The organism is Tenacibaculum sp. SZ-18, from assembly GCF_002813915.1.
Taxonomy (GTDB): Bacteria; Bacteroidota; Bacteroidia; order Flavobacteriales; family Flavobacteriaceae; genus Polaribacter.
In genome coordinates, this window is the sequence record NZ_CP019335.1 from 125,609 (window position 1) to 143,143 (window position 17,535).

A 17,535-nucleotide genomic window follows, 5' to 3' on the forward strand; every position below is an offset into this window, starting at 1 on the left:
TATTTATTCAATTAAGTTAATAATAGGAATAGTTACTTCAAATTTATTTTCTGTATTCACAACTGAAATCTCTTGATCCGATAATAATTGATATCTGGTTTTTAGGTTTTCTAAACCGGTTCCAAAGGATTCTTTGTTGTTTTTTAAAGAAGATTTCTCGTTAACTACAGTTAGCTCGCTATCTTTAATGGTAATTGAAGTTTTAACTGGTTTACCGTTTGGTTTATTATGTTTTACAACATTTTCAAGTAATGTTTGAATTGCTCCTGTAGGGATAAATTTATCAGTTAAAGGTGATTGTTTATCAATTTGAAAATGATAATCTACTCCGAATCGAGTTTGAATTAGGAAAATATAGTTCTCAGCTAATTGTATTTCATCTTCCAACTCCATAACTTCAGAATCTTTAGTTTTAATGAGGTATCTGTAAATTAGTGATAGTCGATTAATATATTCTTTTGCTTTTTCTGAGTCTGAATCAATTAAACTATCTAATGTGTTCAAATTATTAAACAAAAAATGTGGATCTAATTGAGATCGTAAAAGTTTTAATTCATTTTCTTTTTGTTGCTTTTCCATTTTCAAAAACTGAGTCTGTCCTTCATAAAATTTTTTAGTAAGTAATAAGGCAAAAGGAAAGGCACTATTATTGGTACCGATATTTATCATTTCAAATAGATAATCTAATCCTATAGGATAATTATTCCAATCGTTTTTGCCCGACCAATATCCAACAGTATAATCTATAGTAGAGAAGAACACCAATATCAATATTCCTATAAAAGTAAAAGAAGCGTATTGTTTAGTTATAATGAACTTTGGAATTAACCAAAATACATATGTAAGAATGATAGCATTTGTAGTTATTAATTCTATTGGAAAATCAAAAATGAAATCTACCATATAAGTCCCTCTATCATAATAATCGAAAAATTGAATTATGAAAGAGAAAGTGAAATATATAGCTAATATATATACATCAGATTTGTTGATTTTGGTGTTCATCAATTGGGTTTTTAAACAACATAATTGCATAACCTATTGCAGAAATTAGATACACGTAAATTAGTCTAGACGCTATAAAACTTCCGAAATAGATCAACAAGGTAGCAATTATTATTAGTCCAACTCCAACTTTTTCAGTTTTGAAATAATTTAATGAAAGAAGTAGTAAACCAATATTTGTATATCCCGGTCCTGTTGTGATAAACGGTTTCCAAATTGAAGGAAATTGGGATAAGTGTCCTGCAAATTCATTTCTGATTTCTTGTGTTGTTTGGCTCCACCAAATGAAATCTAATACACACATACCGATAATGGATACAATTCCAATTAGAAGAATTGGAGCTCCAATAAACGTGAAAACCGATTTAGGAAATTGACCAAGCTGAGGTATTAGAAAAGCAACTCCTAATAGTAAGCTCCAATGAGCAAAATCTATAGGTTGTAAGGAATACACAAATTTATTTCCTTGAGCTAGTAAAATTTGTCCTAAACATTCAAAAAGTAATCCTAGAACAAAAAGAGGTTTATAGTTTATTAAATTATTAGTCATTGCTGTCGATTCTATTTTCTTCATCTCTTGAAGAATTACTCTTAGATTTCTTTTTGCCAAACTTAGCACCGAAATTATATGTGAATCGAAGTTGTACATTTTGTCTTGATCCATTACTTTCAACGTTTGCATTGATATTATCGTAATTTACGCGTCCCACAAAACCACGGTCTAAAACTTTATTGATTCCTAAGTTTACCTTTAACCTGTCGTTCATGAATTTTTTTCCGAAAGAAAAGCTTAAGTTTCCAATCCAACCTACATCAATTTGTCCTTCTAATGCTCCAGATCCGAAATAACTAGACATTTCTGCTTTTACATCCCAAGGAAGTTTATAGCTAGCCTGCGTGTATAATCCGTAGTTCCACTTCGTTAATAGTAAATCTGGATCTAATTCTGTGGATGCAAATTTGTTGTAATCAACAATAACACCTGTAAAACCTTCTAATCCTTCCACAAATTTTAACGGAGCAAATAATCGGAAATTCCAGTTTTGTCTATCTTCTAAGTTAATTGTAGTTCTTGATATTTGAGCTGTATCATCATCTTGTGATATAAACAAGAATAAGTTGTCTTTAGTTTCGCTGAAAGAAACTGTAAAGAAAGGTTGACTGTCAAATGTCAGATTGAATTGAAAATTATTAGTGAAAGCTGGTTTCAAGTTTGGGTTTCCTATCTCAGAAGTTAAAGGATCATAAACAGTAACAAAAGAATTTAGACTATTATAGTTAGGTCTTCTAATTCTATAGCTATATGCAACATTTACACCCAATGATTCTGTAAGTTTTTTGCTTATGGATGCACTTGGAAATAATTGAGAAATATTTCTAGTTCTGGTTTTATTTGTGTTTGTTGATGTTCCTTTCGTATAACTGTTTTCGTAGCGAACACCTCCTGAAAGTGACCAATCGCCAATGGTAGTATTAACTTTAGTGTAAAGTGCGAATATATTTTCATTGATTAAAAAACGATTACTATCCTCTGGTTGAAAATCAAAACCACCAGAAGAATTCTCCGTGAACAACTGTAAGTCACTATCAGTGTCAACATCTGAGTATTTAGTTCCGAAACTTAACTTAAATTCATTTGAGATAGTTTTGGTGTAATCCACTTTATACGTATTAATGTTATATTTTCCATTTTGAAGAAAGCGCTGGTTTGGAAAAGGGATTGTGTTACCATTTACTGCATAAATATCATTTGTATTTTCGTTTTTATAATCCACGTAGTTGAAATCTACAAACAATCGATCTGTTTCAGATTTGAATTCATAATAAGGATTAATGCTAAAAGTATTTCTATCTCTATCAAAGGTGTTTTCAGTAACAAATCTTTCTAAGGAAGATGTAGATGAGATATCTGTATTACTTCTTGAAATTCTTTCTGAAATTGTATTATTGAAACGTGTTCCAAAGCCGATAGAGTTTTTATTATTTATATAGTAATCAAGATTTCCACCGACCCATATTCTTTTAGGGTCAAAGGGTTCAATAGTTGCTTGATCATAAAATGTATCTCCAACAGTACGTGTTATGAATAAATCGTTTCTCCAAGTCGGTGCTGAATATCCTGTATTTAATTGCCAATTTAATTTGTTTTTATAACTTGCTATTGATGCATTTGTACCATACTCAAAACCTTCATCTTCACCTAACCATAGTCCAACATTACCATGATTTCCTAATCGTACATTTTTTTTCAGGATTATATTTATAATTGGTCCAGTTCCTTCGGCATCGAATTCAGCTCCTGGTTGTTCAATTAGTTCTACTTTTGCTATGTTATCAGCGGGAAGATCTTGTAAAAGAGTATCCATATCCATATAATCTGTAGTTTTACCATTAATTAGTATTCTAACATCAGATCTACCAGCGAAGTTAATTCCGTTATTTGTTACAATAACACCAGGGATTCTTTTTACCACATCTTCTAAACTATTATTTAACATCTCTGAATTTTCAAGGTCAACAACTAATTTTTCAGCAGTTTGACGAATAACAGGTCTTTTACTTTTAACAACAACTTCGTCTAAAGATTCGTTTTCTTCTTTTAAAGTAAAGTTGATTGTTTTGTTTGAGGTTAGGTTAAATTTGTCTGAAGTCTTTGTTTTAAAGCCTAACATTGAAACTTCTATAGTATACTTTCCTTCTGGAATATTATTGAAGCTGTAATTTCCGTTGTTGTCTGAAACAACTCCCTTAGGGGTACTGTTTTCTTTCTCACTGTTTAGGATTACATTCGCAAATGGCATAGGTAGTTTTTGATTATCGATAATTTTTCCATTTATTGAATGTTGCCCAAGAATCGAAGCAAAGGATAGGCTAACTAGAATTAATAAAAGTAATTTTTTTAATATTTTTTTCATTTGATTTTCATTTTTCTAAAGACAAGTCAAAACTATACTTGCTGAAAGTTTTTGAAAATTGAAAATCGCTAAAGTGGGTTAAATTTCGGTCGAATTAGGATTTCAATCCTACAATTTTTCTGTAATTATTTTAATTTCTGGTTTTCTAATGTGAAAGGTCAATTAAAATTTACGAAAAGTGGTTTCTTAATTTACTTAGAGATAATAAAATTTTCTTATAGTATCGAGTACTTGATCTTAGCTTAGTATTTTTAAAAAAATGTATAAAAATTGACCAAATAATATTTTCCGAATTCCCATGTTTAGCATCTAAACAGATGGTAAGTTTCTTGTAACTGAAGTAGGCTAATGTTCTTTAGAAAGTGTATTATTATCGAATTTGGGTGACATAATTCATGTTTGATTAAGTGAAGAATTACTCTTAGTAATTTAAGAAATATTTATTTACGAATTGTCATTCTATATTCTGATTTACTAGACCAAAATTTATCTTTTCAAACATATTAGTTATTTTCTTTGGTGTTAATAGTTCTAGACTAAAACTTTTAAGATTAAAAATAGTATTGAATAAAAGGGTGATTGTCTAAGTGCTCATTATATAACTTGCACTAATAGAAGAATAATCAAGTTGGTAATAACAAAAGTCCCCCCGTTTGGGGAGACTTTTGTTATTCTATGCATTGGGCTTTTAATCTCTACTTCCTAAAATTTGAAGCGCCCAGTATGCTAGCATTGCTAAGGATCCTAAAGCCGCAACTAGATAAGTTCTTGCTGCCCATTTAAGCGCATCCTTTGAACCTGCTAATTCCTTACGAGTAACCATGTTTTTATTTTCTAACCAAGCTAATGCTCTATTACTAGCGTCGTATTCAACAGGAAGAGTTACGAAACTAAACAGGGTTCCTAATCCCATAAATATTAATCCAGCAATAGCGATATAAAAACCAATACCTGTGTTTCCTGAAGCTGCACCAAATCCAATTCCCCCAATAATCATCCATTGAGAAAACCTTGAAGTAATACTTACCATTGGAACAAGTTTCGATCTCATTTCTAACCATTCATAAGCTTGTGCATGTTGTACAGCATGTCCTACTTCATGGGCTGCAACGGCTGCTGCTGCCGCATTTCTTTGGTTATATACCGCTTCGCTTAAGTTTACGGTTTTATTCTTTGGATTGTAGTGATCTGTTAACATTCCAGGAGTTGAAATAACTTTAACATCATATATTCCATGATCTGAAAGCATTTTTTCAGCAATTTCAGCTCCACTCATTCCATTACTCAATTGAATCCTTGAGTATTTTTTAAATTTACTTTTTAAGGTATTGCTTACAGAAGCACTTATTAATGTAATAATACCAATAAGAATATAAAAGCCTATCATAATCGTATCTAATTAATTTTCAAATCTTGTTTTGTTTGATAAATTTACAGCATAAATTATTCCATTTCAAGAAAACAGTGGTTAAAGTTGACAAAATGGCAAACAAACCAAAAATTTTATTAGTATATACTGGTGGTACAATCGGTATGATTAAAGATTATAAAACAGGAGCTTTAAGAGCTTTTGATTTTAATCAAATTCAAGAGAAAATTCCCGAATTACAACATTTAGATTGCGATATTTCAACCATTTCTTTTGAGTCTCCAATTGATTCATCTAATATGAATCCAGCGTATTACGTGAAAATTGCAGAAATTATTGAAGAGAATTATATTAATTTCGATGGTTTTGTAGTTCTTACAGGTTCAGATACGATGTCGTATACTTCTTCTGCAATTAGTTTTATGTTCGAGAATTTACAAAAACCTGTAATTTTTACTGGATCTCAATTACCGATTGGTGATTTAAGAACAGATGCTAAAGAAAACTTAATTACGTCTATAGAAATTGCTTGTGCAAGAGTAAATAATAAGCCTGTAATAAGAGAGGTTGGTCTTTACTTTGAATATAAGCTTTACAGGGCTAATAGGACAACTAAAATTAATGCTGAACAATTTGAAGCATTTGCTTCTATGAATTATCCGCCATTAGCTGAAAGTGGTGTTCATCTTCACTTCAATCATCATTTGTTATTTCAAAATGAAGCAAAAGAAAATCAATTGATTTTTAGAAAGAATCTAATTGATGATATCGTTATACTAAAATTGTTTCCAGGCATTACGAAAAAAGTAGTTGAGGCTATACTTAATATAGATAACCTAAAAGGAGTTATTTTAGAAACCTATGGTTCTGGAAATGCTTTGACAGAGACTTGGTTTATTAATTTACTTGAAGAGATTATCCAAAAAGGAGTTGAAGTTGTAAATGTAACACAGTGTGCTGGAGGAAGCGTAATTTTAGGATTATATGAAACTAGTACCGATTTAAAGCGAATTGGCATAATTAATGGTAGAGATATAACCACAGAAACAGCCGTAGCGAAAATGATGTATCTACTTGGAGAGAATTTATCACAGGAAGATTTTAAATATTATTTTGAGAAACCATTAAGAGGAGAAATAAGTTCGGAAATTTAATTGAGAATTTTAAAATTTAAAGTGGCAAAAAGGAAAAGTTTTTTAACAATTAGCGTTAATTTTTTTTAATGTACCAACATTTTTTTGTTACTTGGCTCTCTGAAAACTGGCGGGGTTACATAGGTGATGTCGATATTTGACGGTAGTTCACTGGTAATCAAGCTGATTATCAATACAGAAATTTGTAATTTTAACACGTTAACTATTTTTAAATTAATTATAACAAAATGAAAAAAGCAGTAAATGTCCTAACTCTTACAGGATTTATGTTCTTTGGGGCTATTCAATCAACTTTTGCACAAGAAGCGGAAAAAACTTTCCACCAAGAGTTAAAGCAACGTTTTATTGAAGGAGACCCAACGTTTATGGGTATTGTATTAGTTGCCTTAATCTTAGGTTTAGCTATTGCAATCGAAAGAATTATCTACTTAAATATGGCTACAACCAACACTAAGAAATTAATCGCTAGTGTTGATGACGCATTAAGTTCTGGTGGTGTTGAAGCAGCAAAAGAAGTTTGTAGAAACACTAAAGGACCTGTAGCTTCTATCTTCTTCCAAGGATTAGAAAGAACTGACGAAGGTTTAGATGCAGCTGAGAAAGCAGTAGTTGGATATGGAGGAGTTCAAATGGGATTATTAGAAAAAAATATTTCTTGGTTATCTTTATTTATTGCTCTTGCACCAATGTTAGGATTCATGGGTACTGTAATCGGTATGATTGAGGCTTTTGATAAAATTCAGGTACAAAATGATATCTCACCAGCAGTAGTGGCAGGAGGTATTAAAATTGCACTTTTAACAACAGTATTCGGTTTAGTTGTAGCGATAATTTTACAGATTTTTTATAACTATATTGTTTCAAAAGTAGATAGTATCGTAAATAACATGGAAGATGCTTCTATTTCTTTAATCGATTTATTAGCTAAATATAAAAAATAGTATCTAGCATGAATAATAAAATTTTAACAATATTTATAGCTATTATGGGAGTTGTAGGCTTAGGTCTTTATGCGAACATTATGGCTGTAGATGCAGAAGATGTTGTGGCAGTTGATAATGCTTCTTCACCGATGGTTACTTTCGCAATTATTTTATTAGTTGCTTCGGTTGTTGTTGCGGTTGTTGCTTCATTATTAGGGTTTTTGAAAAATCCTGCTGCTTTAAAGAGAGCAATATTAGGAGTTGCTAGTTTAGGTGTGGTAATTTTAGTTTCATATTTGATTGCAGATGCAAATCAAGTAATTAACGCTAACAAAGAAATTATTGCAGCTGCTGACAGTTCAGTTTCAAAATTAACTAGTACTGGTATTTGGGGAAGTTTATTCTTGTTAGTGATAGCTGGAGCATTCTTCGTATTCGATTTATTAAAAGGATTAATTAAATAGTGTATCATGGCAAGAAGAGAAAACCCAGAAATTAATGCAGGTTCGATGGCAGATATCGCCTTCTTGCTACTTATCTTTTTCCTTGTAACTACAACAATGGATGTTGACTCAGGTATTTCTATGAAGTTACCAGAGAAACCTCCAGCGAATTACGATCCACCAAAAATTAAAGAAAGAAATATCTTTGAAATTAGCATTAACAGAAATAACGATCTATTTGTAGATGGAGATGTTATGGAGTTAAAAGATCTAAAAGAGGCTGCTAAAAAGTTCATAGATAATGGTGGAGGTGTTGGAAATCCAATGCCAGGAGAAGAGAAGGGTAAGGAATGTGATTATTGTTCGGGAGATAGAAATCCTGATTCATCCGATCATCCAAATAAAGCAATTATTTCAATTGAAAGTGATAGAGCTTCGGATTACGAGGTTTATGTTAAGATTCAAAATGAATTAAGAACAGCTTACACTGAACTGAGAAATGAGTTAGCACTTAAGAAATTTAAGAGATCTTTTAATGAGATAGAAGAGGCTTACAAAAAGAGCGGAAATAAAGATGAAAATCTTGAAGTTCAAGTTAAGTTAATTAAAAATTCTTATCCTCAAATCATTACGGATTTAGACCCTACAGATACGGAATAATTATTGATAAAAACAATTAGATATGGCAAAATTTGGAAAAAAGAAAAAAGGGACTCCAGCGATTTCGACGGCCTCTTTACCTGATATTGTTTTTATGTTACTTTTCTTCTTCATGGTTACTACCGTGATGAGAGAAACAGATTTACAAATTACTAGTCCACAATTACCTAGTGCAACAGAAGTAAAAAAACTAGAGCAAAAGAGTTTAGTTACTACCATTTATGTAGGACAGGCAAAAGAGATGGATAAGTATGGTAAGAAGTATAACAGTATCCAATTAAACGATAAGATTGCAACGCCAGATGACATTCCAGCATTTATTTTAAATGCAAGGTTGGATGTTCCTGAAGAAAATCATCCAAGAATGACGACTTCGATCAAGGCTGATAAGCAAATGAGTGTAGGTACTTTAACTGATATTAGACAAAGGTTAAGAGATGTAAATGCTCTTAAATTAAGTTTGTCTACTCACAAGGGAAGTACTATTAGTGAATAAATTTCATTTTGATTTATTATATAGAAAAAGAGCAATTATTTAATTGCTCTTTTTTTTTAGATTTTGACGGATCATGTATAGAATATTTTTTATTTCCTCTTTTTTATTAACATTTAACGTTTTAGCACAGAAAGATTCTTTGCGAATTGGAGAAAAATATTGGGAAGATCAATTATATATGTCGATTACGTATGATTTGCTACGTAATCAACCAGATACTGCTGATGATACTGGTTTTTCCTATAGTTTATCTTTTGGTTATATTAAGGATATTCCATTTTCAAAGAGTGGAAAATTAGCTGGGGCTTTTGGTTTAGGTTACGGATATAGTTCCTTTAATCATGATTTACAGGTCATCGATTCAAAGACTATTCAGGTTGCTGATAATATCAGTTCTAACAAATTTAAAACCCATAGTTTGGAATTTCCGTTGCAGTTACGATGGAGATCTTCTAGTGCAGCGACTTATTCATTTTGGAGAGTTTATACAGGTGTGAAATTTAGTTATAATTTGAGTAATAGTTTTACATACCAGGATGATTCTCAATTGAGAGAATTCACTAACATTGATATATTCAATAAGTTTCAGACAGGGTTAGAAATATCTGCCGGTTATGATGCTTTTAATTTTTACCTTTATTATGGATTAAATTCAATGTATAAAAATGCCGCAATTAATGGAGTTAATGTGAGTAGTAAAATCACAAAATTTGGTCTTATATTTTATCTGTTATAACATATAGTAGGATATCAGTTGGGTAAAAATTCCTAACAGAAATCCTAAATAAACTTCTTTAGGTGTGTGTGCTTTCAAATGTAATCTTGAAGAAGCAAGAAGCCCTGAAAGTAAAATAAGAATTAAGATTAAAGGTATGACGGAAACATTATAAATAAGTTGAAAAACTATAAAATAACCAACAGCACTCCCCATGGAAAGTAAGTGTATACTTGTTTTAATTCCCATTGCGAAAATCAAGTAAACTCCAATTAAACCCAATAAAGTACCATAAAAGAGGTATGATAAATCTTGAACATTTCTAAAATTACTAAAGTAACTGGCTAGAAATAGAAATAGACACATCATTATAAACAATGGAATTTTTCTTTCCCTTATTGTTGGAAGGTTTATTGAGCTTATCTGACGCGTTAATTTTAGTGTGATAAGTAATACAGCAGGAACTACATAAGTTAAGCTGAAAACGAATGTTAGAAAGTATAGTTGCTCTGGAAAACTTATCGAAAAAGGTGAGAGCAAGAAATACAATAATATACCTATGGTTGGCATTACGATAGGATGCAGTATTGTAGATAAGAATTTGTGCCAGCGCATCATTATATTTCTTTTCTGAGTCTTGCTACAGGAATGTCTAACTGCTCTCTGTATTTTGCTACAGTGCGACGTGCAATAGGATAGCCTTTTTCCTTTAATATTCCTGATAATTTTTCATCTGTTAAAGGTTTCTTTTTATTCTCCTCAGCAATTACTGTTTCTAATATTTTCTTTATTTCTCTTGTTGAAACATCTTCACCTTGATCGTTTTTCATTGATTCTGAGAAGAACTCTTTAATTAACTTTGTACCGTAAGGAGTGGAAACGTATTTACTATTGGCCACACGAGAAACAGTCGATACATCCATGTTAATAGTATCGGCGATATCTTTTAAAATCATTGGTTTTAACTTACGTTCATCACCAGTTAAAAAATAATCATACTGATAGTGCATAATTGCGTTCATCGTAACCAATAACGTTTGTTGCCGTTGTTTTATCGCGTCGATAAACCACTTAGCGGCGTCAAGTTTTTGTTTAATAAATAAAACTGCATCTTTTTGAGATTTTGTTTTATCCTTTGCGTCTTGATAACCTTTAAGCATGTTATTATACTCTCTAGAAACATGTAGTTCTGGAGCATTTCTAGAGTTTAAGGTCAACTCTAATTTCCCTTCAATAATTCTTATTGTAAAATCAGGAACAATCTGCTCCGCAATTTTGTTATTTCCAGCATATGAACTTCCTGGTTTAGGGTTTAATTTCGCAATTTCAGCGTTCGCCTCTTTTAATTCTTCTTCTGAAATATCAAATTTATCAAGTAGCTTTTTGTAATGCTTCTTTACAAAATGGTCAAATGCTGTTTCTAAAACTCTTATGGCTAAAACTCTACTTTTTGTTTCAGATTTTGATTTTAATTGAATTATTAAACATTCCTTTAAATCTCTTGCGCCAACTCCAATGGGATCTAGCTTTTGAACAACATCTTTAAGTACATATTCAACTTTCTCTTCTGAGGTGAATACGTTTTGAGTAAAAGCTAAATCATCAATTAAATCAATAATTTCTCTTCGTATATATCCACTTTCATCGATGCTTCCAACCAAAAATTCGGCTACAGCTTTTTCCTCTTCGTTAATTCTGAAAGTATTCAATTGATTTTTTAAAGATTGATGAAAGGTTGTTCCTGCAGCATAAGGAACCTGTTTTTCTTCATCATCGGCAGAATAATTGTTAGCTTGAGTTTTGTAACTAGGATATTCATCGTCGCTTAAATATTCATCGATATTGATATCTTCCGCATCAATTTTTTCATTCCCAGAGTCATCATAATCAATATCGTTGGCAAAATCATCTTCAAAACTATCACTTTCTTCTTTTCCAGTGTCTAATGCTGGATTCTCCTCAATTTCTTGCTTTAATCTTTCTTCAAATGCTTGTGTAGGTAATTGAATCAATTTCATTAACTGAATTTGTTGAGGAGACAGTTTTTGAAGTAATTTTTGATGTAAACTTTGTTTTAACATAGTTACAAATATATGATTTTCGAAAAAATAAAATCGCCATTCTTATTAGGAATGGCGATATCTTGACGTATTTTAATATTCTTTTTAGAATTCTGCATTTTGTGGTGTTCTTGGAAAAGGAATTACATCTCTAATATTACCCATTCCTGTTGTAAACAATACTAAACGCTCAAAACCTAATCCAAATCCAGAGTGAACAGCAGTTCCGAATTTACGCGTATCTAGATACCACCATAATTCTTCTTCTTCAATTCCTAAAGCGGCCATTTTCTCTTTCAAAACATCTAAACGTTCCTCTCTTTGCGATCCACCAACCATTTCTCCAATTCCAGGGAATAAAACATCCATTGCTCTTACTGTTTTACCATCATCATTCAAACGCATGTAGAAAGCCTTAATTTTTGCTGGGTAATCAAATAAAATTACAGGACATTTAAAATGCTTTTCAACTAAATAACGTTCGTGCTCAGATTGTAAATCAGCTCCCCATTCGTTAATTATGTATTGGAATTTTTTCTTCTTGTTAGGTTTACTATTGCGTAAAATATCAATTGCTTCTGTGTATGATACTCTTTTAAAGTTATTGTCAACAACAAATTTAATTTTGTCAATTAAAGACATTTCACTTCTTTCTGCTTGAGGCTTAGTCTTCTCTTCTTGAATCAATCTGTTTTCTAAGAAAGCCAGATCATCCTTACAATTATCTAAAACATACTGTAAAACGTACTTAATGAAATCTTCAGACAAATCCATGTTAGCATCCAAATCATTAAATGCAACTTCAGGTTCAATCATCCAAAATTCAGCTAAGTGACGTCTTGTATTTGAGTTTTCTGCTCTAAAAGTTGGTCCGAAAGTATACACTTTACCAAGTCCCATTGCATAGGTTTCAGCTTCTAGTTGTCCAGATACTGTTAAGTTCGTTTGCTTACCAAAGAAGTCTTGTGTATAATCGATTTCTCCTTCTTCATTCAATGGAGCTTTATTGGCTTCAAAGTTAGTAACTTTAAACATCTCGCCTGCACCTTCAGCATCCGATCCAGTAATAATAGGAGTATTTACATAGTAAAATCCGTTATGTTGGAAGTACTGATGTACAGCAAATGAAAGGGCAGAACGAACTCTCATAACTGCGCCAAAGGTATTTGTTCTTACTCGTAAGTGCGCTTGTTGTCGTAAAAATTCCAATGAGTGTTTCCTAGGCTGTAAAATTGTTTTTGAAACCTCATCTGGATCTGCATCTCCTAAAATCTCGACATTTGTTACTTGTACTTCGACTGATTGACCTTTACCTTGACTTTCAATTAAAGTTCCATTTACAGAAATAGCAGCGCCAATAGTAATTCTCTTTAATAAGTCTTCATTTGTATTTTCGAAATCTACAACACATTGAATATTATTAATAGTAGAACCATCATTTAATTGAATAAAACGATTACTTCTAAACGCCTTTACCCAACCTTTAACATTTACTTCTTGCAGAAGTTTTTCTGAAGCTAATAATTCTTTTACGCTACTTGTTTTCATATTCTTTAAAAAATTGAGGGACAAATATAATTTTTTAAAGAGAAATTAACAACGGAATTATCCTATGAATAATAGGTTATTATAATAAAGATACTTTTATTTTTCTGTTTTCTCCTTGGGAGGTAATATCTTAAAGTTTGTTTCTTTTAATACTTTGTTATTTGCGATTTTATCCTCGAAGGAAAGAAGTAGAGAAGGAAGTAATAATAAGTTGGAAACCATTGCGAGTAAAAGTGTTACGGAAACTAATCCTCCTAGTGCAATAGTTCCTCCAAAACTAGATACCGTAAATACTAAAAAACCAAAGAAAAGAACTATAGAAGTATAGAACATACTTACACCAGTTTCTCTTAGAGCGGAGTACACGGCAGGTTTAATTTTCCAATTATTAGCTAAGAGTTCTTGACGATATTTCGCTAAGAAGTGAATGGTGTCATCGACGGAAATCCCAAACGCGATACTAAATACAAGAATAGTTGATGGTTTAATTGGAATATCGAAGATTCCCATTAATCCTGCTGTCATTAACAATGGCAGCATATTTGGAATTAACGAAATTAAAATCATTTCTAATCTTCTAAACATCCAAGCCATGAAAATAGAAATTAGAACAATAGCTAGTGATAAAGAAATAACTAAGTTTCTTATTAAATAATTCGTCCCTTTCAAGAAAACTAATGCTTTACCAGTCATTGAAACTTGGAATTTTTCACCAGGGAATTGCTTTTTAATTACGGCATTTAATCTTTCCTGAATAATATCCATTTTATCTGTTCCAACATCTTTCATAAATGTAGTGATACGTGCGTATCTTCCGGTACTATCAACAAAGTTTTTTAACATTTCTGAATTACCATTTGAGTTTTTTGTGTAGGCAAAAATGTAATTTTGTTCTTGGCTGGTTGGTAGTTGATAATATTTTGGGTTTCCTTTATAAAATGCCTGTTTCGAGTATTTAACTATGTTGTTTACTGATATAGGTTTTGATAATTCAGGAAATGTTTCAATTGTTTCATTCAGCTTTTCCATCTTTTTCAGTGTTGAAAGCTTCATTACACCTTTTTCTCTTTTAGTGTCAACTAATATTTCTAAAGGCATGATTCCTCCAAATTCAGTTTCGAAGAATTTGATGTCCTTATAAAACTGTTTTCCTTTAGGCATGTCTTCTATTAAACTTCCAGAAACTCGGATTAATGAAAGTCCAGCCATACTTAAAATAATGATAACAACAGTGGTAATGTAAATAGCAATTCGTTGATGTCTTACCATTCGTTCCATCCAATTTACTACATTTTCCATCCATCTTTTTTCTAAATGATTTAAATGTTTCTTTTGTGGTAATGGCATGAAGCTGTATAAAATAGGAATAATCAATAATGCAAGTATGAAAATACTAATAATGTTGATTGAGGCTAAAATTCCGAATTCTCGTAATAATTGACTTTTTACAAAAACAAAAGTGGCAAATCCAGAAGCAGTTGTTATGTTCGTCATTAACGTAGCATTTCCAATTTTAGAAATTACACGTTGTAAAGATTTTGCCTGATTTCCGTGTTTTTTAACTTCTTGCTGATATTTATTTATGAGGAAAACAGCATTCGGAACTCCTATTACAATAATTAACGGTGGAATTAAAGCAGTTAAAACCGTTAATTCATAACCTAATAAACCTATAAACCCGAAGGCCCAAATAACGCCAACTCCAACAACTAATAATGTAATAAACGTTGCTCTGAAAGATCTAAAAAAGAAGAAGAATATAATAGCCGTAATTAGAAGTGCACCTCCTACGAAAAGTAACATTTCGTCTGCGATGTTCTTTGAATTTAACGTTCGGATGTAAGGCATTCCCGAAATACGAACTTGAAGATTGTAATTTTTTTCAAACTTTTCAACTTCTGGAATCAGAACTTGTTCTATGAAATCAGCACGTTCAGGTGTATTTACAATATCTTTTTTTAAATAAATAGCCGTTTGAATAGTTCCTTCTTCGTTGTAAAGAATGTTGTCATAAAACGGTAATTTTTCAAATAATTGTTCTTTTATTTTTTCAATATCCTCTTGTTTGCTTGGAGCTTTGTCTAAAAGCGGACTTACTACGAACTTTCTGTTTTTTCTGTCTGCTTCTAATTTTTTAATATCGGTTATCGATACGGTAAGCTCTACCTGAGCAGTTGAATCTAGTTTCTTGGCAAGTTTGTTCCAAGCATTGAATTTCTCTACTTCAAAAACAGTGCTATCTTTTAACCCTAGAATGATTAGGTTTCCTTCCTCACCAAAAATATCTAAGAATTTATCATACTCAACATTCACTGGATGGTCCTCTGGAAGCAGGTTTGCTTCTGAATATGAGAAACGAATATTATCTGTTTGGGAGACTAAGTATGCAGTAATACCAATAATTACAGCTAATACTAGGTAGCGATTACGTAAAATAAATCCTGCGATCTTAGTCCAAAAAGTCATCCAAAAAAATTTGTGCAAAGGTAGGTTAAAATGAGGTAATAGAACAAAAAAAAAGAGTGTTGGAAACACTCTTCTTTAAAAAATATAGTATAAAATTAAACTGTCATAATTTCTTTCTCTTTAACAGAGAATTTTTCATCAATTTGTTTAACGTAGTTGTCAGTTAAATTTTGAATGTCAGCTTCTGTGTTTTTCTTCATATCATCAGAAACATTTAATTTCTTTATTTCGTTATTCGCGTCTTTTCTTGCATTTCTAACACCAACCTTTGCATTTTCGGCCTCAGCTTTTGCTTGTTTCGCTAAATCACGACGACGTTCTTCAGTTAATGGTGGAACATTAATAATAATATTTTCTCCATTGTTCATTGGGTTGAAACCTAAATTCGCAATCATAATTGCTTTTTCGATTTCTTGTAACATATTTTTTTCCCAAGGTTGAATAGAAATTGTACGAGCATCAGGAGTATTAACGTTTGCAACTTGACTTAATGGGGTTGCAGATCCATAATAATCCACCTGGACATTTGCTAACATTGCAGGTGAAGCTTTTCCAGCTCTAATACTTCTTAATTCCTTCTCTAAATGAGAAATGGCACTATCCATTGCTTCTTTAGTACTGTCTAATATAAAATCTATTTCTTCAGTCATTTTTCGAAAATTTTGTAAATCAGAATTGGTTTGATTAATTCGATTTTATTTGTGATCAACTATTGTTCCGATAGATTCTCCAGAAATTAATTTCATTAAATTTCCTTGTTTATTCATATCGAACACAATAATAGGTAATTTATTTTCTTCGCTCAAAGTAAAGGCTGTCATATCCATTACCTTCAAGCCTTTGTCAATAACATCTTTAAACGTAATAGTTTCGAATTTAATAGCATCTTTATTTTTCTCAGGATCGTCATTATAGATTCCATCTACACGAGTTCCTTTTAAAATTGCATCGGCATCTATTTCAATTGCTCTTAATACAGCAGCAGTATCTGTTGTAAAGTATGGATTACCAGTTCCTGCTCCAAAAATAACAACCCTCCCTTTTTCTAGATGTCGAATCGCTTTTCTTTTGATGTATGGTTCTGCTACTTCTTTAATTTCTAATGCCGTTTGCATTCTTGTGAATACACCTTCATCTTCTAAGGCACTTTGCAAAGCTAAACCATTTATACAAGTCGCTAACATTCCCATATGATCACCTTGTACTCTGTCCATTCCGTTGGCTGCTCCAGATACACCTCTGAATATGTTTCCTCCACCAATTACAATGGCAACTTCTATACCTTTTTCAACAACTTGTTTTATCTCTAAGGCATATTCTTTTAATCTTTTTGGATCAATTCCATAGTCGCGATTTCCCATAAGGGCTTCTCCGCTTAATTTGAGAAGTATTCGTTTGTATTGCATAGTTCTGTTGAAAGTTGTGCAAATATACCAAAGTATTAGGAACTAAAAAAAGATGAATCTTATCAATAATTCAGTTGAAAAGTAGTCTGAACCAATATTATTAATCTCATTATTATTCATTGGCTTTGATTTTAACCATTTTAAACCGATGCTTAAAAGTCCAAAGGTGAAAATTAAAGGTAATAAAGAGCCAATCAAATAACCAGTTCCGTATGAATTATTTGTTCTAGAAGGATTAGTTATTATGTCTGGAATTTGAATTAGGAATTCTATCGATAAAAAATGGAAATTATGATAAACAGAATAGCGATGATTTTTTTATAAAATTTTTATTGTAAAAATAAAAAGACCTTTGAGTATTCAAAGGTCTTTTAT

16 protein-coding genes are annotated in these 17,535 nt (G+C 31.5%); 6 read left to right on the forward strand and 10 right to left on the reverse strand.

The window, feature by feature from the left end; genetic code table 11:
- Positions 1–3: 3 nt before the first annotated feature.
- The 4 genes from BTO06_RS00605 to BTO06_RS00620 all read right to left on the reverse strand — a co-directional run bounded on the left by BTO06_RS00605 (position 4) and on the right by BTO06_RS00620 (position 5,307).
- Entirely contained in the window at positions 4–1,005 is a 1,002-nt protein-coding gene (locus BTO06_RS00605; RefSeq protein ID WP_100923459.1) for a sensor histidine kinase, read from the reverse strand.
- Positions 980–1,579: a hypothetical protein gene (locus BTO06_RS00610; RefSeq protein ID WP_100923460.1), complete on the reverse strand. Its 600-nt coding sequence runs from the start codon at positions 1,577–1,579 to the stop codon at positions 980–982. Before BTO06_RS00610 ends, BTO06_RS00605 begins: the two co-directional genes overlap by 26 nt.
- Entirely contained in the window at positions 1,548–3,920 is a 2,373-nt protein-coding gene (locus BTO06_RS00615) for a TonB-dependent receptor domain-containing protein (protein ID WP_198517117.1), read from the reverse strand. Before BTO06_RS00615 ends, BTO06_RS00610 begins: the two co-directional genes overlap by 32 nt.
- 688 nt (positions 3,921–4,608) lie before the next feature.
- On the reverse strand, positions 4,609–5,307 hold the full coding sequence (locus BTO06_RS00620; RefSeq protein ID WP_100923461.1) for a zinc metallopeptidase: 699 nt from the start codon (positions 5,305–5,307) through the stop codon (positions 4,609–4,611).
- Positions 5,308–5,402: 95 nt separating this feature from the next.
- On the opposite strand from BTO06_RS00620, the gene BTO06_RS00625 reads away from it, so the two are divergent.
- The 6 genes from BTO06_RS00625 (at position 5,403) to BTO06_RS00650 (ending at position 9,701) form a co-directional block, all read left to right on the forward strand.
- Positions 5,403–6,443 (forward strand): asparaginase, encoded by a 1,041-nt coding sequence (locus BTO06_RS00625; protein WP_100926678.1) that lies wholly within the window; start codon positions 5,403–5,405, stop codon positions 6,441–6,443.
- A gap of 227 nt (positions 6,444–6,670) precedes the next feature.
- The gene (locus BTO06_RS00630) at positions 6,671–7,384 is read left to right on the forward strand and encodes a MotA/TolQ/ExbB proton channel family protein (protein ID WP_100923462.1); all 714 of its coding nucleotides are present in this window, start codon (positions 6,671–6,673) and stop codon (positions 7,382–7,384) included.
- 8 nt (positions 7,385–7,392) lie between these two features.
- Positions 7,393–7,830: a hypothetical protein gene (locus tag BTO06_RS00635; RefSeq protein ID WP_100923463.1), complete on the forward strand. Its 438-nt coding sequence runs from the start codon at positions 7,393–7,395 to the stop codon at positions 7,828–7,830.
- 6 nt (positions 7,831–7,836) lie between these two features.
- Positions 7,837–8,469: an ExbD/TolR family protein gene (locus BTO06_RS00640; RefSeq protein WP_100923464.1), complete on the forward strand. Its 633-nt coding sequence runs from the start codon at positions 7,837–7,839 to the stop codon at positions 8,467–8,469.
- Between the two features lie 22 nt (positions 8,470–8,491).
- Positions 8,492–8,965 (forward strand): ExbD/TolR family protein, encoded by a 474-nt coding sequence (locus BTO06_RS00645; RefSeq protein WP_100923465.1) that lies wholly within the window; start codon positions 8,492–8,494, stop codon positions 8,963–8,965.
- A gap of 73 nt (positions 8,966–9,038) precedes the next feature.
- Complete coding sequence (locus BTO06_RS00650) at positions 9,039–9,701, forward strand: porin family protein (RefSeq protein WP_100923466.1); 663 nt, start codon at positions 9,039–9,041, stop codon at positions 9,699–9,701.
- Here BTO06_RS00650 and BTO06_RS18300 read toward each other — a convergent pair.
- The 6 genes from BTO06_RS18300 to pyrH form a co-directional block, all read right to left on the reverse strand.
- A complete protein-coding gene (locus tag BTO06_RS18300) occupies positions 9,696–10,049 on the reverse strand; it encodes a hypothetical protein (protein ID WP_157811676.1) in 354 nt (117 codons plus the stop codon). The genes BTO06_RS00650 and BTO06_RS18300 overlap by 6 nt on opposite strands.
- 248 nt (positions 10,050–10,297) lie before the next feature.
- The gene (gene rpoN / locus BTO06_RS00660) at positions 10,298–11,761 is read right to left on the reverse strand and encodes an RNA polymerase factor sigma-54 (RefSeq protein WP_100923468.1); all 1,464 of its coding nucleotides are present in this window, start codon (positions 11,759–11,761) and stop codon (positions 10,298–10,300) included.
- Positions 11,762–11,845: 84 nt separating this feature from the next.
- Positions 11,846–13,288 (reverse strand): asparagine--tRNA ligase, encoded by a 1,443-nt coding sequence (gene asnS, locus BTO06_RS00665; protein ID WP_100923469.1) that lies wholly within the window; start codon positions 13,286–13,288, stop codon positions 11,846–11,848.
- A 96-nt stretch (positions 13,289–13,384) separates the two neighbouring features.
- Entirely contained in the window at positions 13,385–15,754 is a 2,370-nt protein-coding gene (locus BTO06_RS00670) for an efflux RND transporter permease subunit (RefSeq protein WP_100923470.1), read from the reverse strand.
- A gap of 95 nt (positions 15,755–15,849) precedes the next feature.
- Positions 15,850–16,404, reverse strand: coding sequence for a ribosome recycling factor (gene frr, locus BTO06_RS00675; RefSeq protein WP_100923471.1), 555 nt, complete (start codon positions 16,402–16,404; stop codon positions 15,850–15,852).
- A gap of 45 nt (positions 16,405–16,449) precedes the next feature.
- Positions 16,450–17,160 (reverse strand): UMP kinase, encoded by a 711-nt coding sequence (gene pyrH / locus BTO06_RS00680; RefSeq protein ID WP_100923472.1) that lies wholly within the window; start codon positions 17,158–17,160, stop codon positions 16,450–16,452.
- Positions 17,161–17,535 lie beyond the last annotated feature (375 nt).